The sequence below is a fragment of the Bradyrhizobium rifense genome (assembly GCF_008123425.1).
Lineage (GTDB): Bacteria > Pseudomonadota > Alphaproteobacteria > Rhizobiales > Xanthobacteraceae > Bradyrhizobium > Bradyrhizobium rifense.
The window spans coordinates 58,535-81,074 of the sequence record NZ_VSSS01000050.1 but is presented as its reverse complement, the minus strand read 5'-3'; the positions used below and the strand labels follow the sequence as shown (position 1 = coordinate 81,074).

The window sequence follows — 22,540 nt, the reverse complement described above, 5'->3', positions numbered from 1 at the left end:
TTTCCTAGCCGAGACCTAGAGGCCTATCCCCTTGAAGGTCCGGCTGATCCAGGACCCCTGATTCTCGCTCGGCTCGAGACCGCCGGATTTTACAAGATTATAGGCGTCCTTGTACCACCGGCTGTCGGGAAAATTATGCCCGAGCACGGCGGCGGCGGTCTGGGCTTCGCCGACGATGCCGATCGCCATGTAGGACTCGGTAAGACGGTAGAGCGCCTCCTCGACATGGCGCGTGGTCTGGTACTGCGTCACCACGGCCTTGTAGCGGTTGATCGCGGCCGTGTAGTCGCGCTTCTGCATGTAATAGCGGCCGACATTCATTTCCTTGCCGGCAAGCTGGTCGCGCGCGCCCTCGATCTTGGCCTTGGCGGAGGTCGCATATTCGGACGTCGGATATTTGCGCACCACCTCTTCCAGCGAGGCGATCGCCTTCTCGGTGCGGCCCTGGTCACGGTTGATGTCCGGAATCTGGTCGTAATGCGAGGCGGCGATCAGATATTGCGCGTAAGCGGCGTCCGGGCTGCCGGGATGCAGGGTGACGTAGCGGGTGGCAGCGCCGATGCAGCTGTCATAGTCGCCGCCCTGGTAGGACGCGTAGGCTGACATCAGCAGCGATTTGCGCGCCCAGTCGGAATAGGGATGCTGGCGGTCGACCTCTTCGAACTTCTTGTTCGCCGCCTTCATGTCCTTCTTTTCGTTCATGAGGTACAAGCCCTCATTGTAGATCTTGTCGGCAGGCTCCTCGACGAAGGTATCGTCCTTGGCGATGAACTTGTCCCAGAGCGAGCCGGTGCCGCAGCCGGCCAGCGGCAACGCGAGCACGAAGAGGGTCGCGGCCTGAAGCAGCCCACGGGCTCGCGGTGAAACCAAGAGATATCCGCGCGTCATACGCTGTGCCGACATGAATTTAAGACCTGACGCCCTGTGATGCGGTGCCCGCCAGCCCATGATCCCCGTCACGGGCGCGAAATGTAACCGTGGTGCCTGCCATGCGACCACGTCGGTGTAACCGAAAAACGATTGTTAACCTATCGGATAGGCAGGCATTCCGCCCGGATTAAGGCGAAAACGCCGCAATCCTAGTCGATCATGGTTACCAGGAGTTTCCCGGATAAAACGCCAGCCGCTGCAGGCTTCAGGACACGCCCGGCCCGTAGGCGGCAGCGATCCTGCCGCCAACAATGCCGCTGCCGACCTCGGCCACACCACGTGTGGTGCGGCGGGCCACCTCGCCCTCGACCACCCGCCAGGCGGTCCGGTCGGCCAGCAGTGCGGTCAGAACGGCGTGGTTGAGCTTGTGGCCGCCACGCACCGAACGATAGGCACCGAGCAGCGGCAGGCCGGCCAGCGCGAGATCGCCGATCACGTCCAGCACCTTGTGGCGGGCGCATTCGTCGGCGTAGCGCAGGCCCTCAGTGTTGAGCAGCCGCTCCTCGTCGAACACGACGGTATTTTCAAAGGAGGCGCCGAGCGCATAGCCCGCGCTCCAGAGCCGGGCAACATCACCCATCAGACCGAAGGTCCGGGCACGGCCGACTTCGCGGCGGAAGCGCTCGGGGCTCACGTCGAAGCCATAGCTCTGCTGGCCGATGACGGGATTGGTGAAGTCGATCTCGACCTCGGCGCGGAAACCGTTGGCGTAGGGCCGGATCTCGCCGAAGGAGTCGCCGACCTTGACCGAAACCGGCTTCAAAACCTGGATGAACCGACGCTGCGCCGGCTGGTTGACGATACCGGCCTGATCGATCGCCGCGATGAAGGCAGCGGCGCTGCCGTCCATGATCGGCACTTCCGGACCGTCGATCTCGATGGTGGCGTTGTCGATACCCATGCCCCGCAGCGCAGCCAGCACATGCTCCGCGGTGGAAACCAGCGGACCGCTGCGATCGCCGAGGACGGTCGCGAAGTCGGTCGCGATCACCTGCTCGGCGGTCGCCTGAATCTCGCGGTCACGTCCTTCGAGTCCGGTGCGGACAAAAATAAAACCGGCATCGACAGGTGCAGGTCCGAGCGTAAGGGTGACGGGAAGACCGGAATGAACGCCAACGCCGGCCACGGTGGCTTGCGCACGAAGCGTTGTTTGCCGGCTAAATTTCATCAGGAACCGCCCCACTACGACCAACTGCGACTTATACTGGACCCGACTGATCGATCGAGATCGACCGTCCGAATCTCCGTATCCCCAAGTCACACCGAACCATAGTCACTGCCTTAAACAGCGCCAACTCACGCTTTTTTACCGATTGTTACCCCAAACCGGCCGTATTCGCGCCAAGGCTTAACCAAATTGCGCCGAGGTTTGGGGCACATATCGGCAGCTTTACTGAAGCACCGAACCGGTAATTAATGATTTAAAATCAGTTGCTTGAACGCGCAATCCGGATATGCACGGGACATAAGGAAAGGCCCCGGCAAGCTTCCCGCCGGGGCCTTTCTGCGTCTGCCTTATTGTAACAATCCTCAGGTCGCCTGCCGCCGCAGGAAGGCCGGGATATCAAGATGGTCATCTCCCTGTGGCGCCGGCGCAACAGGTGCCGGGCGGCCATGGGCGTCGAGACCCTGCGGCGCGGGCCGGCGGGCATATTCCGACACCGGTTCGGTGGCTGCGATCTGCTGCTGCACCGTGCGCTGCGGCTTGCGCTCGGGCAGCGCCGGCATGGCGGGACCGGCGGTGCGGGCGGCGATCGGGGCCTCGGTCTCCTCGTCGCGACGGCCGAGGCCGACATTGGCGAGGCGCTGCAGCAGCGACAGGCGGGTCTTCTGCGGCGTTTCCTCCTCAACCTCGCCACGGGCCTGACGAATCTCGGCCTGGGCCGGCATCGGCAGCTCGTCGAGGCGCGGCATCCGCGGCGCGCGGGCCGGGGCACGCTCGGCCTGCGGCGGGATGAAGGTTTCCGGCGTCATCTGCTCATGCATGGCAACCGGCGCCTGCTCGGGCTCCGGAAACAGCGTGGGCTTCTGCGCGATCGGGCGCACGGTGACGTCGCCATAGGTCTGCATCGGCGCGGGTACCTGCGGGACTTCGGAAACGGCAGCCGCGATGGCCGCAAGCGCCGCACGCTCGACATTGGGACGCTGTGCGACAGGCGCGGCAGCCGGGATCTGCGAGTCCAGCTTCTGGGCGCGCTCGGCCAGACGCTGGTTGTCGGCGCGAAGCCGCGCGGTCAGGTCGGCGAGACGGCTCTCGGCAGCGACGGCCGGAGCCGCCGGGGCTTGCTGGGCCTGCGGCGCGGCGTTTGCGACCGGAGCGCTGGTGCCCTGGGTGGTGCGGGCGATCGCGGCCTGCTCGATGCCGGTGGCAACGACCGAGACGCGGATCAGGCCGTCGAGCGCTTCGTCGAAGGTGGCACCGACGATGATGTTGGCGTCCTGGTCGACTTCCTCGCGGATGCGGGTCGCGGCTTCGTCGACCTCGAACAGGGTGAGGTCCTTGCCGCCGGTGATGGAGATCAGGAGGCCCTTGGCGCCCTTCATCGAACTGTCGTCGATCAGCGGGTTGGCGATCGCGGCCTCAGCGGCGGTCAGCGCGCGCTTGTCGCCGGAGGCTTCGCCGGTGCCCATCATCGCCTTGCCCATCTCGCGCATGACGGCGCGGACGTCGGCGAAGTCGAGGTTGATCAGGCCTTCCTTGACCATCAAATCGGTGATGCAGGCCACGCCCGAGTAGAGCACCTGGTCGGCCATCGCGAAGGCGTCGGCGAAGGTGGTCTTCTCGTTGGCGACCCGGAACAGGTTCTGGTTCGGGATGATCAGGAGCGTGTCGACGACCTTGTGAAGCTCGTTGATGCCGGCTTCGGCGGTGCGCATGCGGCGGCCGCCCTCGAAGTGGAACGGCTTGGTCACGACGCCGACGGTGAGGATGCCCATGTCGCGCGCGGTCTTGGCAATGACCGGAGCAGCGCCGGTGCCGGTGCCGCCGCCCATGCCGGCGGTGACGAACACCATGTTGGCGCCCGAGAGATGGTCACGCAGCTCGTCGATCACCTCTTCCGCGGCGGCTGCACCGACGTTCGGCTGCGAGCCGGCGCCGAGGCCTTGCGTCACTGCGGTGCCCATCTGCACGATGCGCTGCGCCTTCGACATCGTCAGCGCCTGCGCGTCGGTGTTGGCAACCACGAAGTCGACGCCCTGGAGGCCGGCCGTGATCATGTTGTTGACGGCGTTGCCGCCGGCGCCGCCGACGCCGAACACGGTGATGCGGGGCTTCAACTCGTGAATATCAGGAACATTGATGCTGATGGTCATGTTTGCCTCTCGATCACGCGCGCGTGGGTTCGCCCCGGCCTACGGCCGCGGGAGTTGGTGAAAATCGACAATTGCGGAAAGCGGTCATCAAAAGCCCTCGCGTAGCCATCGTCCGACCTTTCCGAAATAACCGCCCGTTCCTGTCCTGACCTGCTGCCGCGTATGCCGCGGTTCGACATGTTCGTGGTGAACATATTGCGGGTAGACGAGAAGTCCGGCCGGCACCGCGAACGCGGCGTTCTTCGCCTCGTTGGGCAGCCGGCCAAAACCGAGAGGACGTCCGACCCGCACGGGCCGGCCGAGAATCTGGGTTCCGAGCTCGACGAGGCCGGTGAGCTGCGAGGCGCCGCCGGAGAGCACGACACGGCCCTTGGGCTCTGCCGCGAAGGGCGAATCCTTCAGCTTGTCCCGAACCATTTCGAAGACTTCCTCGGCACGATGCTTGACGATGTTGGCGATGGTGGCGCGCGAAACGATCTGCGGCAGATCCTGGTCGTCACCGGCTGTCGGTACAGACATCAGCTCACGCGAGTCCGATCCGCCGGTAATGACGGTGCCGTATAACGTCTTGATTCGCTCGGCGTCGGCAATGGTCGCCGAGAGTCCGCGCGCGAGATCCATCGTGATATGTTGCCCGCCGACCGCAAATCCGGCCGCGTGCACGAAGCGGCCGCCGGAATAGACCGCGATGGTGGTGGTGCCCGCACCCATCTCGACGACGGCAGCGCCGAGATCGGCCTCGTCGTCGGTCAGCACCGACAGGCCGGCCACATAGGGGGCCGCCGCCATGGCTTCGACATTGAGATGGCAGCGTTCCACCGCCAGCATCAGGTTCCGCGCCACGGTGGCGTCGCAGGTGACGACGTTCATATCGACGCCGAATTGATGCGCGACCATGCCGCGGGGATCGCGGATGCCCTTGACGCCGTCGAGTGTGTAGCCGACCGGCAGCGCATGCAGCACGGTGCGGCCCTCGCCGGTGGCGTGGCGCATGCCGGTGGAGGTGACGCGGCTGACATCGGCCGGCGTCACCGCACCGCCGCGGATATCGGCTGCGGCTTCGACCAGCTGGCCCGCGAGCCGGCCGCCGGACACCGACAGCAGAACGGACTCGACCCGGACCTTGGCCATTTTCTCGGCGAGGCCGACGGCCTGGCGCACCGCCTGCTCGCATTCGGCGAGATCGACCACCGCGCCGGCCTTCATGCCGCGCGACTGGATCTGGCTGTAACCGATCAGTTCTACCGCATGGGTGCGATCGCGTAGGGCCTCGCTCGGCGCGGACGGCTTCAGCCGCGCGATCATGCAGGCGATCTTGCTGGTGCCAATGTCGAGGCAGGCGACGAGACCGCCGCGCTTGTGCGGCATCGGGCGCATCTTCGGCGTCTGGGTGCGATCAAGACCGGTCATGCGGCGTCCCCGGCCTTCTTTTTCTTCTTGTCCTTGAACAGATCTTCGCGCGCCTTGGCGGCGTCATCGGACAGCTGCACCACCAGACGGTCGGGCAGGCGCATGTCGATCGCGACGATATCCTTCGAGAACAGCCTGTCGTCCTTGTCGAGCTTGGAGAGCGCGGCGAGTGCGTTGCCGACATCCTGCTCCGGAAGGCGGACGTCGAGGCCATCTTTCAGCCTCAGGTTCCAGCGCCGCTCACCGACATAGATCGCGGCTTTCGTCACCGCGTTCACCTGCGGATAGCGGGCAAGCAGCGCGAGGAAGTCGCGGGCCTGCGTGTCGGCGCCCTTGCCGACCACGAGCGGCAGCGACAGGAACCGGCGCGAGACATAGGGTTCGAGCAGCGCGCCATCGTCGGCGATGACGGAGAGCCGGCCGGCCTCCTGCCACAGCGCGAACGCCTTGCGCTCGGTGATCTCGATCATGAGCTGGCCCGGATAGAGCTTCAGCACGGTCGCGTCCGCAATCCAGGCATTGGCCTTGAGCTTGTCGCGAACGTTGTCGGCATCGAGGAACAGCAGCGAGGAGCGGCCGCTGACGCCGCCGATGGCGAGGATCTCGTCCTGGCTGAGCTGCTTGCGGCCGTTGATCACGACCGAGGTGATGCGGAAGCCGGCCGAATTGGCCATGGCGTTGCGCGCGTCGCTGACCGCCGTGATGAAATCCTGGAGATGGCCGCCCTTGACGATGCCGAGGCCGCAGCTGCCGATCAGCAGCAGCACGGTCATGCTGATCCCGACCCGGCGCGGCAGATAGCGCTCGACCATCGCGATCAGGCGCGGCGGCGGCTCACGTTCGACGACGGCCTTGGCCTTGATCTTCTGCTTGGCGGTGGCGCGCTTCTCCTCACGCCGATCCTGCACCCACTCGCGCAGAAGCACGACCGCTCCGATAGCGGCCGCCTTCAGGTCAGCTTGGGGCCTCAGCGATCTCAAAAACGACCGGGTGAGGCTTCCTGCACCATCCATTGCACGAGCTCGTCAACAGTTTGCCCGCGACATCGCGCGGGTCCTGGCGAACATGACGTCTCGGACTTGCCGGGCCGGGTACTGGTCTTCGGCAGAAGAAACCGCTCCCCTTCAAAGCGTTCGCCGGTCGGAGACAATCCGAAACGGCTCACGCGCCGGCAGCCAAAACGCCATATGCGCCGCCAGCGTTAACCTTCGGACTTCCTGGTAAACAAAAGGTAAAGTTCGTTAACGAAGAATGCGTTTTGCCCAGCTCTGTGAGGCAGTTATGCCACGATGTCCGGCATTTTACCGGTTTTGGGCACCAAACCGGCCGTTTTCGCCCTCTCAGCCGTTAACCAATCCTAACTATTTCCGCACCCGCCGCACCGCCAGCTCGATCAGCTCGCGGAGGAAGTCGGGGAATGCGATGCCCTCGGCTTTCAGCGCCTTGGGGTAGAGCGAGGACTTGGTCAGCCCGGGCAGCGTGTTGGTCTCGAGATAGACCAGCCCCTTCTCCGAGACGATGAAGTCGGAGCGGGAATAGCCGGTGCAGGACATCGCGCGATGCGCCGCCATGGCCTGGGTCTTGAGCGCCTCAGTGACCTCGGCGGTGAAGCGGCCCGGGCAGATCTCCTGGGTCGACTTCAAAAGATATTTTGCCGCGTAGTCGAAATTGCCCTCACCGGGAATGATCTCGATCGGCGGCAACGGGATGATCGACCCGTCGGTGCGCTCCAGCACGCCGCAGGTCGCCTCGACGCCGGCGATGTAGGGCTCGATCACATACTCTTCGTGCCTGGCCGCATTGCGGACGGCGACGAGATCCTGCTTGGCGTTGACGAAGATCAGGCCATAGCTCGATCCATCACGCGCCGGCTTTGCGATCAGCCTTCCATATTCAGCGAAGGCATCATCGATATTCTCGAGCGCGATGCCATCGGGCGGCGTCACACCGCCGAGCGCGGCAAAGCGCTTGGCCGCGATCTTGTCGAAGGCGAGATGTGAGGAGGCCGAACCGGAGCCTGTGAACGGCACGCCGCGCACCTCACACATCACCTGCAATTCGCCATTCTCGGCGCTGCCGCCATGCAGGCTGAGCACGAGGACGCGGTCTTCAGTCCTGGCCTTGTCGAGCGCCTGCGCCAGCGGAATGCCACGCGTGCCAGGCTTGAACTCGTCCTCGAAGGGCCGCGAATGTTCGAGCAGCTGCTTGGACTGCACGACGTGCACCTTGTCCTCGACGTCCCACCACCAGAGATCGGCCTCGGGCAGCGCCTGATGCAGGGCCTGGGCTGAAGCGACGGAAACCAGACGTTCGCGGTTGGAGCCGCCAAAGAGGATCGTGGTGCGCATGTTCTCTCGTCGCTTGTCCAAATTAGCCGGGAATTCCAATCCGCTTGATTTCCCAGTGCAGCTCAATTCCGGAATTCGCCTTCACGCGTTCGCGCACCGTCTCGCCCAGCGCCTCGATGTCGTGCGCGGTGGCATCGCCCGTGTTGATCAGGAAGTTGCAGTGCATCTCGGAGACCTGCGCGCCGCCGACGCGCAAGCCACGGCAACCTGCGGCGTCAACCAGCTTCCAGGCCGAATGGCCGGGCGGATTCTTGAAGGTCGAGCCGCCGGTTTTTTCGCGGATCGGCTGCGCGGTCTCGCGATGGCTCTGTACGTCGGCCATACGCGCGCGGATGACTGCCGTATCCCTGATCTCGCCGCGAAAGCGAGCGGAGGTGAAGATGATGGAGGGATTGACACCACTGTTGCGGTAAACGAATTTCATGTCGGCGTTGGAGAAGACGTGCTTCGCGCCGTCGCGGCCGATGCCGGTCGCCTCGATCAGCACATCCTTGGTCTCACCGCCATTGGCGCCTGCATTCATGCGCAGCGCACCACCGATCGTGCCGGGAATGCCGAAGTAGAATTCGAGCCCGCCGATATTGGCAGAGGCCGCGACCTCCGCGACGCGCTTGTCCAGAGCGGCCGCACCCGCGGTCACGACGTCACCGTTCGCAGTGGCCTCGCCAAAAGCGCGCGGCGCCAGCCGGATCACCACGCCGGCAATGCCGCCATCGCGGACGATCAGGTTGGAGCCGACACCGACGACATAGACCGGGATGTCGCTGGCGAGATGCGCGAGGAAATAAGCGAGATCATCCTCGTCCGCCGGCGTGAACAGCACCTGCGCCGGCCCGCCGACGCGAAACCAGGTCAGCTCGGCCAGCGACTGGTTGGCAAGCAACCGCCCGCGAAGATCCGGCATCGCGGCTTTGAGCTCCGGTGTGATGTCGGGGAAGCTCACCGCCCTACCCCAGCGCCTTCAACTGGTCCGGCAACGCATACGCCCATTGCGTGATGTTTCCTGCACCGAGGCACACGACGAGATCACCCGACTTCGCCACGTCCTTGACGATGCCGGCGAGCTCAGACGCCGCCGGCAGCGGAACCACCTCGCGATGGCCGTGCGCGCGCAGGCCCGTGACGAAATGATCGCGGTCGATGCCGTCGATCGGCGTCTCGCCCGCGGCATAGACGTCTGCGACGACCACCGCATCGGCGTCGTTGAAGCAGGTGCAAAATTCCTCGAACAGCGATTGCAGGCGGGTGTAGCGATGCGGCTGCACCACGGCGATGATCTTGCCGTTGCTGGATTCCCGCGCGGCCTTCAGCACCGCCGCAATCTCGACGGGGTGATGGCCGTAATCGTCGATCACGGTGACGCCGTTCCACTCACCGGTCTTGGTGAAGCGCCGCTTGACGCCGCCGAATCCGGCGATCGCCTTGCGGATCGCGTCATCTGAAACGCCAAGCTCGCGCGCGACCGCGATCGCAGCCGTCGCGTTGGAGGCGTTGTGGCGCCCCGGCATCGGCAGCATGAGATCGGCGATCTCGTGCACGGCGCCCGTCTTGCGATCGCGGAACGCGACCTTGAACTTTGATCCGCCACCCATTGGGGTCAGGTCGAGCAATCGCGCGTCGGCCTGCGGATTTTCGCCGTAAGTGATGATGCGACGATCCTCGATCTTGCCGACGAGGGTCTGCACGACGGGATGATCGATGCACATCACGGCAAATCCGTAGAACGGCAGGTTCTCGACGAAATGCCGGAAGGCGTCCTGCACGGCCTCGAAGGTCTTGAAGTGATCGAGATGCTCAGGATCGACATTGGTGACGATCGCGACATCGGTCGGCAGCTTCAGGAACGTGCCGTCGCTCTCGTCGGCCTCCACCACCATCCAGTCGCCGGCGCCGAGCCGCGCGTTGGAGCCGTAAGCATTGATGATGCCGCCGTTGATCACGGTCGGATCGAGCCCGCCGGCATCGAGCAGGGTTGCGACCATCGTGGTCGTGGTGGTCTTGCCGTGCGTGCCGGCAATCGCGACGCAGCTCTTCAGCCGCATCAATTCGGCCAGCATCTCGGCGCGGCGCACCACGGGAATGCGCCGCTCGCGCGCCGCCATCAATTCCGGATTGTCGCGCTTGATCGCGGTGGACACGACGACGACCTCGGCCCCGTCGACATTCTCGGCCTTGTGGCCGACCGAGACCTTTGCGCCCTTCTTGCGCAGACGGTCGAGATTGTAATTGTCGGAGGCGTCCGAGCCCTGCACGGCATAGCCGAGATTGACCAGCACCTCGGCGATGCCGCTCATGCCGATCCCGCCGATCCCGACGAAGTGGATGGGTCCGATCTCGCGCGGCAGTCTCATGCTCTGTTCCCTGACCTCGCCGCCTTGCGCAGGCGGCATCTGGCAAAGGTCACGGCCAAATCAGCCGCGCCGTTCTTACTGGATGCCCCGCTTTAGAAGGCGAAGACAAGGGCTTTTTCGCGTCAGATTCCCGCGACTTTGACCACCAGATCGGCCAGCCGCTCGGCGGCATCGAGCCGGCCCGCCCCTTTCGCCGCGGCTGCCATGGCGCCAAGGCGCGTCGGCTCGGCCGCAAAACCGGAGATCTCTGCGGCGAGACGGTCCGAGGTGAACTCGGTCTGCGGGATGCGAATGGCGCCGTCGACCTTGGCCAGCACGCCGGCATTGGCGAACTGATCCTGGTCGATCGCGCCCGGCAGCGGCACCAGGATCGAGGGCCGGCCGATCGCGGCGAGTTCGGCGACCGTGCCGGCGCCGGAGCGCGACACCACCAGATGGTTGGAGGCGAGCCGCGCCGGCAAATCCGTGAAGAACGGCGCGAGCTCGGCCTCGATCTTGAGCTTGTCGTAGACAGCGCGCACGCGGGTCATGTCCTCGTCGCGGACCTGCTGGGTGAGGATGAGCCGGCCCCACAGCGCGGGCTCGAGCCGCTCGATCGCGCCAGGCACGATGTCGGCCATGATGCGCGCTCCCTGGCTGCCGCCGACGACGAGCAGGCGCAGCGGGCCATTCATTTCGGGTGCGACATATGGCACGGCGGCAGCGGCGAGGACCGCCGGCCGCATCGGCGTGCCGACCGTTGTGGTCTTGGCTGCCAGCGCCGGATCGCGGTCGAGCACACCCGGCAACGACGTCGCGATGGCGCGAACACGGCTCGACAGAAACCGGTTGGCGCGGCCGAGCACCGCGTTGGCGTCGTGGATGATGCCGGGCACGCCCGCGAACTTGGCCGCAACCAGTGGCGGCAATGTCGGATAGCCGCCGAAGCCGATAACGGCAGCGGGCTTCAATCGCTTGATCAGGCGATACGCAGAGAGCGTGCCGGTGGCGAGCGTGAGGCCGGCATAAGCGAGCTGAAGCGGATTGCGGCCGCGCGCGGTCTCGCTCGCGACGACGTCGATCATGTCCTTGGTGAACAGCCCGCTATAGCGCAGTGCGCGCTCATCGGTGACGAGGCGGACGCGAAAGCCGCGCCGGATCAACTCGACGCCAAGCGCCTCGGCCGGAAACAGATGGCCGCCGGTGCCGCCCGCGGCGAGAAGAATCAAGGGGGAATTGTCCATGGAGAGGCCTTTTACAAGGTCTTTCTCGTCATTGCGAGCAAAGCGAAACAATTCAGACTGCCTCCACGGCGACACTCTGGATTGCTTCGTCGCTTCGCTCATCGCAATGACGGCCTAAGCGTAACTCCGCATCGCCTCGGCGTGGCCGCTGGCCTCGACCTCTGTGCGCGGGCGCAGCCGTGTCAGGGCCAGCATCATGCCGACGCCATAGGAGAGCGACACGATCGAGGAGCCGCCATAGGAGATGAACGGCAGCGTCATGCCCTTGGCGGGGATAAGCTGGAGATTGACCGACATGTTGATGGCGGCCTGCACGCCGAACAGGATCGCAAGGCCAGAGGCCGCAAAGCGCGAGAACATGTCCTCGTTGGCATAGGCGCGCGACAGCGTGCGGATGACGACGAAGGCGAACAGCGTCAGCATCGCCAGGCACAGGATGATGCCGAACTCCTCGGCGGCGACCGCGAACACGAAGTCGGTGTGGCTGTCCGGCAGGCTGCGTTTTGCGATGCCCTCGCCCGGTCCGAGGCCAAACCAGCCACCGTTGTAGAAGGCCTCCATCGCAGTATCGACCTGAAAAGTGTCGCCGGAGGCCGGATTCATGAAGCGCTTGATGCGTCCGGCAACGTGGGGAACAAAAAGATAAGCGCTGAACAGGCCGGCCGCGCCGATGCCGGCGAGACCGAACACCCAGATCATGCGCATGCCTGCGATGAAGAAAAGCGAGCCCCACACCATCAGGATCAGCATGGTCTGGCCGAAGTCCGGCTCCATCACCAGCAGAGAGACCAGCATCATCAGCAGCACCAGCGCCATCGAGGTCGCGGGCATCTCCGGCCGCTTGGTCGATTCCGCGAACAGCCAGGCAGCGATGACGACGAACGAGGGCTTTGCGATTTCGGAGGCCTGAATGTTGACGCCGAGCAGCGTGATCCAGCGCCGCGAGCCCTTGACCTCGGGGCCGATGGCGAGCGTCACCACGATCAGGATAATGCTGACGGTAAAGATGATCAGAGCCGAGCGGCGGATCGAGCGCGGCGACAGGAAGGAGACGCCGACCAGCACCATGAAGGACGGCGCCAGGAACATCACGTGGCGGCTGAAGAAGTGGAAGGGATCGAGCCCGATGCGGGTCGCGACCGGCGGGCTCGCCGCAAGCGACAGGATGACGCCGGTCAGCATCAGCACCAGGATCGCGCCGAGCAGCGGCTTGTCGACGGTCCACCACCACTCGGTAAAGGGGGTGCGATCTTCACGGGAGAGCATGGGCGGCCGCTTTCGGACAGAGGTCCGTTCATTGGTCGCCGAGGTTGGTTACCGCAGGGTTAAGGGAATCGATATCCTTGGCGATAGATCCACCGGCGGCCCTATTCGTAGTTGATCGTGATATCCCCCGCGCGCTGATCGCGCTTATCGATCTGCGCTGCCTCGGGAATGAAGCCGATCCTGACCGCCCGCTCGCTGTTCCAGGCAACAACAACATCAAGATGCCCGCGCACGCTGACAAAGGTCGGCGTGCTCTCGGGTGAGAACGTCCGACCGCGCGCCACGATGCTGGCTTGCGTGCTGTCGGGCACTGTCGCCCCGCACGTCTTCCAGACCACGACAACCAACTGACTGCCGCTTGGGGAGGCGAACGCCCGCTGTCGAACGACGCGGCACGCGCCGAATTCGTGCATAACGTTGTCAATGAGGACAACACAGAGGAAACCGACCGGGACAGCAAGAGCGACGACAATTCCGATCCAGCGTCGCCGCGACATCCTCACACCACCGGTTTCACACCCGGCAGCGCCTGCACCAGCTCGCGGAACTTTGTGCCGCGAATTTCGAAGTTGCGGTACTGGTCGAAGGAGGCACAGGCCGGCGACAGCAGAACGACCGCGTCGGTAAGGCCGGACGCTTCCGCGTCGCGCGCGGCGTGTTCGACGGCCACATCGAGCGTCTGGCTGATCTCGTGCGCGACCGTGCCAAGCGTGCCGGAAAATTCCTGCGCGGCTTCGCCGATCAGATAGGCCTTGCGGATGCGCGGGAAGAAGGAGGTCAAGCTGGTGATGCCGCCCGCTTTCGGCTTGCCGCCGGCGATCCAGAAAATGTCGCCAAAGGACGACAGTGCATGCGCGGTGGCGTCGGCGTTGGTGCCCTTGGAATCGTTGACGAACAGCACATTGCCGCGACGGCCGACCTGCTCCATGCGATGCGCAAGGCCCGGAAAGCTGCGCAGGCCGTTCTGCAGCACGTCCAGGCTGATGCCCATCGCAAGCGTGGCAGCGGCGGCGCAGGCTGCGTTCTGCGCGTTGTGCAGGCCACGCAGCGAACCGATGCCGCCGAGTTTTGCGATCTCGCTGCGGGCACCGCCCGAGGTGCGCACGATGGTGCCGTGCTCGATATGAATGCCGCTCGCCAGCGGATTCCTGACGGAGATCCGCACCACGTTCTTGCCGGCGCGGTCGAGCCGATCGGCGATGTCGCGGCAATAGCCGTCATCGACGCCGACGATCGAGGTGCCGCCTGCCTGCACGCATGCAACCAGGCGCTCCTTCACCGCAGCGTAATGTTCGATGGTGCCGTGACGATCGATGTGATCCTCGCTGACATTGAGCAGAATGCCGACAGAGGGATCGAGCGAGGGCGTGAGGTCGATCTGGTAGGACGACATCTCGATGACGTGGACGCGGCCCGTGCGCGGCGGCTCCAGCGACAGGATCGCGGTGCCGATATTGCCGCCCATCTGGGTATCGTAGCCGGCAACCTTCGTCAGATGCGCGATCAGCGCCGTCGTGGTCGACTTGCCATTGGTGCCGGTGATCGCAATGAACGGCGCGTTCGGCGCGTGCCGTCGGCGCTCGCGGCAGAACAGCTCGATGTCGCCGATCACCTCGCAGCCCACCTCGCGCGCTTTCAGCACGCTCCAGTGCGGCACGGGATGCGTCAGCGGCACGCCGGGCGCGAGCACGAGCGCTGCGAAATTGCCCCAGGAGACGTTGCGCAAATCTGCGGTGACGAAACCGGCCTGCGCCGCCTTGGCGACGTTCTCGGCATTGTCGTCGGCGGCGATCACCTCGGCGCCGCCGGCCTTCAACGCGTGGCAGGAGGCGAGCCCCGAGCCGCCGAGGCCGAACACCGCGACCGTCTTGCCGGCGAAGGATGTAACCGGGATCATCGTGGTACCATCAACGCAGCTTCAGCGTGGAGAGGCCGGCGAGCGCCAGCATCACCGAGATGATCCAGAAGCGGATCACGATCTGCGGCTCGGTCCAGCCGAGCTGCTCGAAATGGTGGTGGATCGGCGCCATCCGGAAGATGCGCTTGCCCGTGAGCTTGAACGACACCACCTGCACGATGACGGAGACCGCCTCCAGCACGAACAGGCCGCCGATCACCGCGAGCACGATCTCGTGCTTCACCGCGACCGCGATCGCCCCCAGCATGCCGCCGAGCGCGAGCGAGCCGGTGTCGCCCATGAAGATCGAGGCCGGCGGCGCGTTGAACCAGAGGAAGCCGAGGCCTGCGCCCAGCAGCGCGCCGCAGAGCACCGCAAGCTCGCCGGTGCCGGCGACATATTTGATCTGGAGGTAGTCGGCGAACACCGCGTTGCCGGCGAGATAGGCGATCATCGCAAAGCTCGCGGTCGCGATCATCACGGGCACGATGGCGAGGCCGTCGAGACCGTCGGTGAGATTCACCGCATTGCCGGCGCCGACGATGACGAAGGCGCCGAACACGACGAAGAACCAGCCGAAATGCAGCACGGTGTCCTTCAGGAAGGGAATCGTCAGCGCGGTCGACGCAGGATCGCGGTTCAGCCGCACCAGCGCATAGCACGCGACCAGTGCGATGATCGCCTCGATCAGCAGGCGCAGCTTGCCGCCGAATCCGCTCGTGGTCTGCTTGGTCACCTTGAGGTAGTCGTCGTAGAAGCCGACGAAGCCGAAGCCGAGCGTCACCGCCAGCACGATCCAGACATAGGGATTGAGCGGGTTGGCCCACAGCACCGTCCCGACCGTGAGGCCGGACAGGATCATCAGCCCGCCCATGGTGGGCGTGCCCTTCTTGGCCAGATGCGATTGCGGACCGTCGGTGCGGATCGGCTGGCCCTTGCCCTGGCGGATGCGCAGATGATCGATGATCCAGGGCCCGAACAGGAACACGAACAGCGCGCCGGTGACGACGGCGCCGCCGGTGCGGAATGTGATGTAGCGGAAGACGTTCAGAACGGTGCGCACTGCACCGAAGCCCGGAAATGTATTGGAAAGCTCGATCAGCCAGTAAAACATTCAGTCGGTCCTATGGCGCCTTTCGCACGCGGCCTTCGCCTTTGGCCTCAACGTGTGTCACGCGCATTCGCTGGTCTTCATCATGGGGTCGGGCGACCTCAAAGAAACCGGACGGCGGCGCGCCACAAAGGGTGGGATTCGGGAACAGCGCCTTCCAAGCAGTTTACGCCTTTGCCTGCAAGGCGGCCACTAGCCCCGGCACAAACTTGTTGACCCAGAACATCTTCTTGCTGCCCTTGACAACCACGACATCGCCTGCCTTCAGCAGGCCCGCGACCTCGCCCGGCTTCAGCGTGGCGGGATCGTCATGCCAGCCGAGCCCTTTGCCGGCGGGAAGCGCGTCATAGAGATGCCGCATCAATGGCCCGACGCAATAGATGCCGTCGATGCCGTCGAGATGCGTGGTCAGCGCGGTGTGGTAGCTTGGTGCGTCGTCGCCCAGTTCCAGCATATCGCCGAGCACGGCAATGCGGCGGCCACCCGTCATGTTGCGCGCCTGCAGGCTTTGCAGCGCAGCAGCGACACTCGCCGGATTGCCGTTAAAGCTGTCGTCGATCACGGTGACGCCGCCGACGGCCTGCTCCACGCCGCGGCCGGTCATGATGCCGACGCGGTCGAGCTTGATCGCGAGCGTCGCGACATCGAGATGCGCGGCGTGAACCGAGGCGAGCGCGGCGAGCGCGTTCTGCACGCGGTGCGGTGCACCCGGCGTGAGGCTGAAGGCGATCTCCTTCTTGCCGATTGCGGCCACGACCTGCCAGCTATCGCCATGCGGGGCGTGCGTCACCTCGTGCACCCCGGCCTTCTCGCCGAAGCGCACCACCTTACCCTTCCAGTCGGACGCCTTGAGCCCGGCCGGCAGCACCAGCACGCCGTCTTGCGGCAGGCCGAGCGCGATCGACACCTTCTCGCGGCGGATGGCGTCGAGCGAGCCGAGCTTTTCCAGATGCACTGGTTGGACGTTGACGACGAGCGCGACGGTCGGCCGCGTCAATTCACTGAGCCGCGCAATCTCACCCGTCTGATTCATGCCCATCTCGACGACCCAGAGGCTGGCATCGGGCCGGGCGTTGCACAGCGTCAGCGGCACGCCCCAGAAATTGTTGAAGCTCGACGGGCTCGCATAGGCGTTGGGATAGGCCGCAATGAATTCCTTGGTGCTGGTCTTGCCGGCACTGCCGGTCAGCCCGATCACCGGGCCGTTGAAGCGCGCGCGTGCGGCGCGGGCGAGGCCCCAGAGGCCGTCGATCAGCGTGTCCTTCACGACGATCTGCGGAATGCCAACGCCCGCGATCTCATGCGGCACGATCATCGCGACCGCGCCTGAAGCCTCCGCCTTGTCCGCGAACTCCCAGCCGTCGCGCGCGCTGGCGAAGGCTGAGATGAAGCCGCCGCTCGGCGTGCCGCTCAACGCCACGAACAGGCTGCCCGGCTTCACCAGGCGGCTGTCCTGGGTGACGAAGTCGATGGGCGTGTTCGGAAAAGATCCTGTCGCGCCAAGCGCACGCGCCACCTCGGCAACCGTCCATAGTGGCCCGCTCATGCGACCCTCGATGCTAATGCGGCGGCAACCGCCTCGTGATCACTGAACGGCAGGACCTCGCCTCCGACGATCTGCCCGGTCTCGTGGCCCTTGCCGGCGACGAGCAGCGCATCGCCATCTTCCAGCTCTTCGATCGCGGCGCGGATCGCGGCCGCGCGGTCGCCGATTTCGCGCGCGCCCTTGGCGGTGGCGAGGATCGCGGCGCGAATGGCTTCCGGCTTCTCGCTGCGCGGATTGTCGTCGGTGATGATGATGCGATCGGCATTCTCAGCCGCGATCTCGCCCATAATCGGCCGCTTGCCGGCGTCGCGATCGCCGCCGGCGCCGAACACCACGACCAGTCTTCGTTTGGCGTAAGGCCGCAGCGCCTGCAACGCCTTCGCCAGCGCATCGGGCTTGTGCGCATAGTCGACAAAGATCGGCGCGCCGTTGCGTTCGCCGACGCGCTCGAGCCGGCCCTTGGCGCCTTCGAGATGTTCGAGGCTCGCAAACACATTGGCCGCATCGCTGCCGGTGCCGATGGCAAGACCGGCCGAGACCAGCGCGTTCTCGATCTGGAATTCGCCGGCCAGCGGCAGCCGGACCACATAACGCTTGCCGCGATGTTCAAGTGCAAGCTTTTGCGAGAAGCCCTCGACCTCGACATCGGCGAGACGAATGCCCTCGCCTGCCCCGTCGCCGTGACGGCCGACCGCCATCACGCACAGACCGCGTATCGTCGCGGCGTCGATCGCTTCCGCCGAGCAATCATGATCGGCCGAGATCGCTGCGGCGCCGCCGGGCTGCACGAGCTCGCGAAACAGCCTGAGTTTTGCTGCGAGATAATGTGCGACGGTCGGATGGTAATCCATATGGTCGCGCGAGAGATTGGTGAAGCCTCCGGCGGAGACGCGCACGCCGTCGAGGCGATATTGATCGAGGCCGTGCGACGACGCTTCGAACGCGAGATGCGTCACACCCTCGCGCGCGATCTCATCGAGCTGCCGATGCAGTGCGATCGGATCCGGTGTCGTCAGCGAACCGTAGACGGTGCGTTTCGGCGAGACGAGGCCGATGGTGCCGATGCTGGCCGAGGCATGCCCCAGCCGCTCCCAGATCTGGCGCGTGAACGCCGCAACCGAAGTCTTGCCACTGGTTCCCGTCACCGCGGCAATGGTCGCGGGCTGAGCCGGGAAGAATCTTGCTGCAGCCAGCGCCAGTGCGCGGCGCGGATTGGCGACAGAGATGAACGGCACCTTGCAGCCATCAGGCGCATGATCGCCGACCACGGCCACGGCGCCGGCCGCAATCGCAGCATCGATGAAGCGCACGCCGTCGGTCTTGCTGCCGGCGAGCGCGAAGAAGAGATCGCCGGGCTTGACCACGCGGCTGTCGAGCGCAACGCCGCTCACATCGAGCGCCGCGACGGCGGGCTCGATCGCGGCATCGTTGCCCAGGACATCCTGACCCAAGAGTTCACGCAGCTTCATGGTCTTCCAGTCGACATGCCGCGCCGGAAAGCCGAATCGTCAGGAAAAGCCGAATCAGCACCGGCGATGGCCACCCCAGTTGATTACTGGGTTGTCCTGGATGCTGCAAGAATAAGGCGGTCCGCAGGCGGCAAATCGAAGCGGGGCTCGATGCCCAAGAGCGGCGCGATCCGCTCGATCACCTTGCCGCCCGTGGGCACCGCGTTGAAGCCCGAGGTGATGAAACCATGCGTTTCAGGCAACGCCTGCGGCTCATCCAGCATGACGAGAATCTGATACTTTGGATCGTCGGACGGCATGATGGCGGTGAAGGAGTTGAGCACCCGCTTCTTGGCATAGCGGCCGTTGATGACCTTCTCGGAGGTACCGGTCTTGCCGCCGACATAGTAGCCCTTGACGTCGGCGGACCTGGCGGTACCGATTTCGGCATTGAGCCGCATCAGATACCGCATCTTGTCGCTGGTCTCCTGCTTGATCACGCGCTTGGCCATCGCCCGCGCTTCGTCTTCGCTGCGTTTCATGAATGTCGGCGGAATTAAATAGCCGCCGTTCATCAGGGCGTTGATGCCCATCACCGCCTGGAGCGGCGCGACCGACAGGCCCTGACCGAACGCGATGGTGACCGTGTTCAGCTCACCCCAGCGGCGCGGCACCAGCGGAGCCGCGCTCTCCGGCAACTCAGTGCGCAGCCGCGTCAATTGTCCCATCTTGGCCAGGAACGCCTTGTGCGCCTCGACACCCTGGTTGAGCGCGATCCGCGCGGCGCCGATATTGGACGAGTAGGTGAACACTTCCTTGGTATTGATGAAACGTCCCAGGTTGTGGCTGTCATGGATGGTGAACTTGCCGTAGTGCAGGTTTCCGCGCGCATCCCACGACGAGTTCAGGTTGATCTTGCCGGAATCGAGCGCCATCGCCAGCGTGAACGCCTTGAAGGTTGATCCCATCTCGTAGACGCCGGTGGTCAGGCGATTGATGCGATCGGGATCGTGGGCTTCCTTCGGATTGTTGGGATCGAAATCCGGGAGAGAAACCAGGGCGACGATTTCGCCGGTCTTGACGTTGGAGATGATGCCGGAAGCCGCCTTGGCATGGAATTTTTCCTTGGCCTTCAACAGCTCGTCGCGCAGCGCGTGCTCGACGCGCAAATCGACCGACAGCTCGATCGGCTTTTGCAGGCGGTCGGTGGCGAAGCCCGCGCGGTGGAGATCGGCGAGCCCCTGATTGTCGAGCCACTTCTCCATGCCGGCGATGCCCTGGTTGTCGATGTTGACCAGACCGATGAGGTGGGCGACCTCGTTGCCGGTCGGATAGACGCGCTTGTTCTCGCGCAGGAAGCCAATCCCGGGAATGCCGAGCTTGTGGATGTCCTGCTGCTGCTTTGCCGTGATCTCGCGCTTCAGCCAGACAAAGCCCTTTCGCGACGACAGGCGGTCGCGCACCTCGACCTCGTCGAGGTCGGGCACGGTCGCGGTCAGAAGCTCGATCGCCTCGTCCTTGTCGATGATGCGGCGCGGCTCGCCGAACAGGCTCGCCGCCTTGACGTCGGTTGCCAGGATCGCGCCGTTGCGGTCGACGATATCGGGCCGCGCGGTCGCGACCACCTCCTGCGAGGCAGCACGACGCGCGCTGTGAGCGTCGGCGCCGACCGCGAACATCACCAGCCGGCCGCCGATCAGGGCGTAGACCGAGGCGAAGGCGAGCATTGCGAGGCCGACGCGCGCGCGCGCCTTCGCGGCACGATCGACATTGCGCCCGTAGAGCAGGCTGCGGATCAGACGCTGCCGCCAAGGCTCAACTGGTTTGGCCGGAGTCGCAGCGCTCATTGCTTGTCCTCGGGCTGAGGCACGGAGCCTGTCACGCTATCCGGATCGCTCGCGGCTTCGATGGTGTTGAGCATGGCTCCGATCGGATCGGGCTCGCCCGGCCGGAACATCCGCGGCGGACGGTCCGGCAGGTTCTTCATTGAATCATATTGCGTGCCGTTGACGGGCTTGAGCGGCAGATGCCGCTCGGACAGGCCCTGTAGCCGCAAGGGCGCATCGAGCTTGGCCCATTCGGAGCGCAGCTGCGCGATCGCGTCGCGCTGCTCGCGGATCTCCGCGTGCAGCCGCAGCACCTTCTCGGTGCGCGCGGTGGAATCCATCTTGATCCGGTAGACATAGGCAGCTGCGAAGATCAGCGCGCCGATGACGAGAAGGTGGATGAAGCGCATGTGCTAGCCGCCCCTCATCACGTCGGAGAGTCTTGGCCATGATGATGGCTCGGCATCGTCATGCGCCGGCGCCGCGGTGCGCTCGGCGGCGCGCAGCTTTGCGGATCGGGCGCGCGGATTATGCGCAACCTCCGCCTCGCCGGCGATCACGGGTCGTCGCGTCAAAAGCTGGAAGCTCGGCGCGCCTTGCGCCAGTTCCGGCAGATGCCGCGAGCCGCCGCCGGTTTTTGACCGTGAGGCGAGGAAATTCTTGACGATGCGGTCTTCCAGCGAATGGAACGAGACCACCACCAGACGGCCGCCGGGCTTGAGCACGCGCTCGGCCGCAGCCAGCGCGGTCTGAAGCTCCTCAAGCTCTTCGTTGACGAAGATGCGCAGGGCCTGGAACGTCCGGGTCGCCGGATGAATGTCACCGGGCTTTGAACGAACGACCCGGCCGACGAGATCGGCGAGCGCGCGCGTGGTGGTGAACGGCGTCTCCTGCCGATCAGCCACGATGGCGCGGGCAACGCGGCGCGAATGCCGCTCCTCGCCGAAGAGATAGATGATGTCGGCGAGATCACTTTCCGAGGCGCGCGCGACGACGTCAGCGGCCGTAGGCCCCGCCTGTCCCATGCGCATGTCGAGCGGACCGTCGAGACGGAACGAGAAGCCGCGACCGGCCTGGTCGAGCTGCATCGAGGACACCCCGACATCCATCACGACGCCGTCGACCGCATCAACGCCTTGCGCCGCGCAGACTTCGGCGAGATTCGAGAAGCGGTCTTCGACCAGCGTCAGCCGGCCCGCGGCGCGCGCGACCAGCTCGGAACCGCCGGCAATCGCCGTTTGGTCGCGGTCGATCGCGATCAGGCGGGTTCCCGGCACATCGAGCATGGCGCGGCTGTAGCCGCCGGCGCCGAAGGTGGCGTCGACATAGATGCCGCCCTCGCGCGGCGCGAGATGCTCGACCGCCTCGCGGCCAAGCACGGGAATATGCGGCGCGCCGCTCATGCGCCGCGCCCGCCAGGCAGACAGGTGAAATCGGGGGCGAAGCAGCCCATCACGCCTCGAATAATTCCGCGTCGCGGCGGTTCCACGACAAAGCCCCAGTCCAACACGCGCGCCGAGCCCGGTCGTCCCAGGCGGCAGACCCGGTGTTCCCAGTGGAATATGTCGGGCAGCCATGGGATTTCGAGCCAAAATCGCTTCTGGCCGCCTCCGGACGCGGGTCGGCTCTTCACCCCTCAGTAACGGCCCTCAGCGTTAAGAAAGCGTTGATCGCATCGTTACAAGTCGAAAAGGCGGCCTGGCGGTGATGCGGCATCCACACACATGCGCCAAAATGCACCCGTTAACCGCACCGCGCGATTGCGCGGACCGGACAGTAAAGAAATAGTAAAGAGAAGGGCTTGGCCCCCTCTCCTGTCCGACCTGAGCTGTTTATGTCGTCCGGTTCGTCCACGCCGCCTGGAACTGA

18 protein-coding genes are annotated in these 22,540 nt (G+C 65.1%); all 18 read right to left on the bottom strand.

The annotated features are described in order from the left end of the window. Positions 1-15: 15 nt before the first annotated feature. The gene (locus FXB40_RS30205) at positions 16-903 is read right to left on the bottom strand and encodes an outer membrane protein assembly factor BamD (protein WP_148775760.1); all 888 of its coding nucleotides are present in this window, start codon (positions 901-903) and stop codon (positions 16-18) included. A gap of 232 nt (positions 904-1,135) precedes the next feature. Then, entirely contained in the window at positions 1,136-2,098 is a 963-nt protein-coding gene (gene lpxC / locus FXB40_RS30200) for a UDP-3-O-acyl-N-acetylglucosamine deacetylase (RefSeq protein ID WP_148775759.1), read from the bottom strand. A gap of 362 nt (positions 2,099-2,460) precedes the next feature. Further along, the gene (gene ftsZ / locus FXB40_RS30195; RefSeq protein WP_148775758.1) at positions 2,461-4,245 is read right to left on the bottom strand and encodes a cell division protein FtsZ; all 1,785 of its coding nucleotides are present in this window, start codon (positions 4,243-4,245) and stop codon (positions 2,461-2,463) included. 87 nt (positions 4,246-4,332) lie between these two features. Further along, positions 4,333-5,655 (bottom strand): cell division protein FtsA, encoded by a 1,323-nt coding sequence (ftsA, locus tag FXB40_RS30190; protein ID WP_148775757.1) that lies wholly within the window; start codon positions 5,653-5,655, stop codon positions 4,333-4,335. Further along, positions 5,652-6,668 carry a cell division protein FtsQ/DivIB gene (locus FXB40_RS30185; RefSeq protein WP_148775756.1) on the bottom strand — a complete coding sequence of 339 codons (1,017 nt, stop codon included), beginning with the start codon at positions 6,666-6,668 and terminating at the stop codon, positions 5,652-5,654. Before FXB40_RS30185 ends, ftsA begins: the two co-directional genes overlap by 4 nt. A gap of 348 nt (positions 6,669-7,016) precedes the next feature. Further along, on the bottom strand, positions 7,017-8,003 hold the full coding sequence (locus FXB40_RS30180; RefSeq protein ID WP_148775755.1) for a D-alanine--D-alanine ligase family protein: 987 nt from the start codon (positions 8,001-8,003) through the stop codon (positions 7,017-7,019). 22 nt (positions 8,004-8,025) lie between these two features. Continuing rightward, positions 8,026-8,946: a UDP-N-acetylmuramate dehydrogenase gene (gene murB, locus FXB40_RS30175; RefSeq protein ID WP_148775754.1), complete on the bottom strand. Its 921-nt coding sequence runs from the start codon at positions 8,944-8,946 to the stop codon at positions 8,026-8,028. A gap of 4 nt (positions 8,947-8,950) precedes the next feature. Beyond that, positions 8,951-10,354 carry a UDP-N-acetylmuramate--L-alanine ligase gene (murC, locus tag FXB40_RS30170; RefSeq protein ID WP_148775753.1) on the bottom strand — a complete coding sequence of 468 codons (1,404 nt, stop codon included), beginning with the start codon at positions 10,352-10,354 and terminating at the stop codon, positions 8,951-8,953. Between the two features lie 122 nt (positions 10,355-10,476). Continuing rightward, positions 10,477-11,577 carry an undecaprenyldiphospho-muramoylpentapeptide beta-N-acetylglucosaminyltransferase gene (gene murG, locus FXB40_RS30165; RefSeq protein WP_148775752.1) on the bottom strand — a complete coding sequence of 367 codons (1,101 nt, stop codon included), beginning with the start codon at positions 11,575-11,577 and terminating at the stop codon, positions 10,477-10,479. Positions 11,578-11,691: 114 nt separating this feature from the next. Further along, entirely contained in the window at positions 11,692-12,843 is a 1,152-nt protein-coding gene (ftsW, locus tag FXB40_RS30160) for a putative lipid II flippase FtsW (RefSeq protein WP_148775751.1), read from the bottom strand. Between the two features lie 101 nt (positions 12,844-12,944). Beyond that, positions 12,945-13,340, bottom strand: coding sequence for a hypothetical protein (locus FXB40_RS30155; protein WP_148775750.1), 396 nt, complete (start codon positions 13,338-13,340; stop codon positions 12,945-12,947). A gap of 2 nt (positions 13,341-13,342) precedes the next feature. Beyond that, complete coding sequence (gene murD, locus FXB40_RS30150) at positions 13,343-14,740, bottom strand: UDP-N-acetylmuramoyl-L-alanine--D-glutamate ligase (protein ID WP_148775749.1); 1,398 nt, start codon at positions 14,738-14,740, stop codon at positions 13,343-13,345. 10 nt (positions 14,741-14,750) lie between these two features. Continuing rightward, positions 14,751-15,854 (bottom strand): phospho-N-acetylmuramoyl-pentapeptide-transferase, encoded by a 1,104-nt coding sequence (gene mraY / locus FXB40_RS30145; RefSeq protein ID WP_148775748.1) that lies wholly within the window; start codon positions 15,852-15,854, stop codon positions 14,751-14,753. Between the two features lie 163 nt (positions 15,855-16,017). Beyond that, positions 16,018-17,397 (bottom strand): UDP-N-acetylmuramoyl-tripeptide--D-alanyl-D-alanine ligase, encoded by a 1,380-nt coding sequence (locus FXB40_RS30140; protein WP_148775747.1) that lies wholly within the window; start codon positions 17,395-17,397, stop codon positions 16,018-16,020. Further along, positions 17,394-18,866 (bottom strand): UDP-N-acetylmuramoyl-L-alanyl-D-glutamate--2,6-diaminopimelate ligase, encoded by a 1,473-nt coding sequence (locus tag FXB40_RS30135; RefSeq protein ID WP_148775746.1) that lies wholly within the window; start codon positions 18,864-18,866, stop codon positions 17,394-17,396. The genes FXB40_RS30140 and FXB40_RS30135 overlap by 4 nt, the downstream gene beginning before the upstream one ends. Before the next feature lie 83 nt (positions 18,867-18,949). Further along, positions 18,950-20,692 (bottom strand): peptidoglycan D,D-transpeptidase FtsI family protein, encoded by a 1,743-nt coding sequence (locus FXB40_RS30130; protein ID WP_148775745.1) that lies wholly within the window; start codon positions 20,690-20,692, stop codon positions 18,950-18,952. Then, positions 20,689-21,081, bottom strand: a complete 393-nt coding sequence (gene ftsL, locus FXB40_RS30125; protein WP_148775744.1) for a cell division protein FtsL — start codon at positions 21,079-21,081, stop codon at positions 20,689-20,691. Before ftsL ends, FXB40_RS30130 begins: the two co-directional genes overlap by 4 nt. Positions 21,082-21,084: 3 nt before the next feature. Further along, the gene (gene rsmH, locus FXB40_RS30120; protein WP_187437243.1) at positions 21,085-22,074 is read right to left on the bottom strand and encodes a 16S rRNA (cytosine(1402)-N(4))-methyltransferase RsmH; all 990 of its coding nucleotides are present in this window, start codon (positions 22,072-22,074) and stop codon (positions 21,085-21,087) included. Positions 22,075-22,540 lie beyond the last annotated feature (466 nt).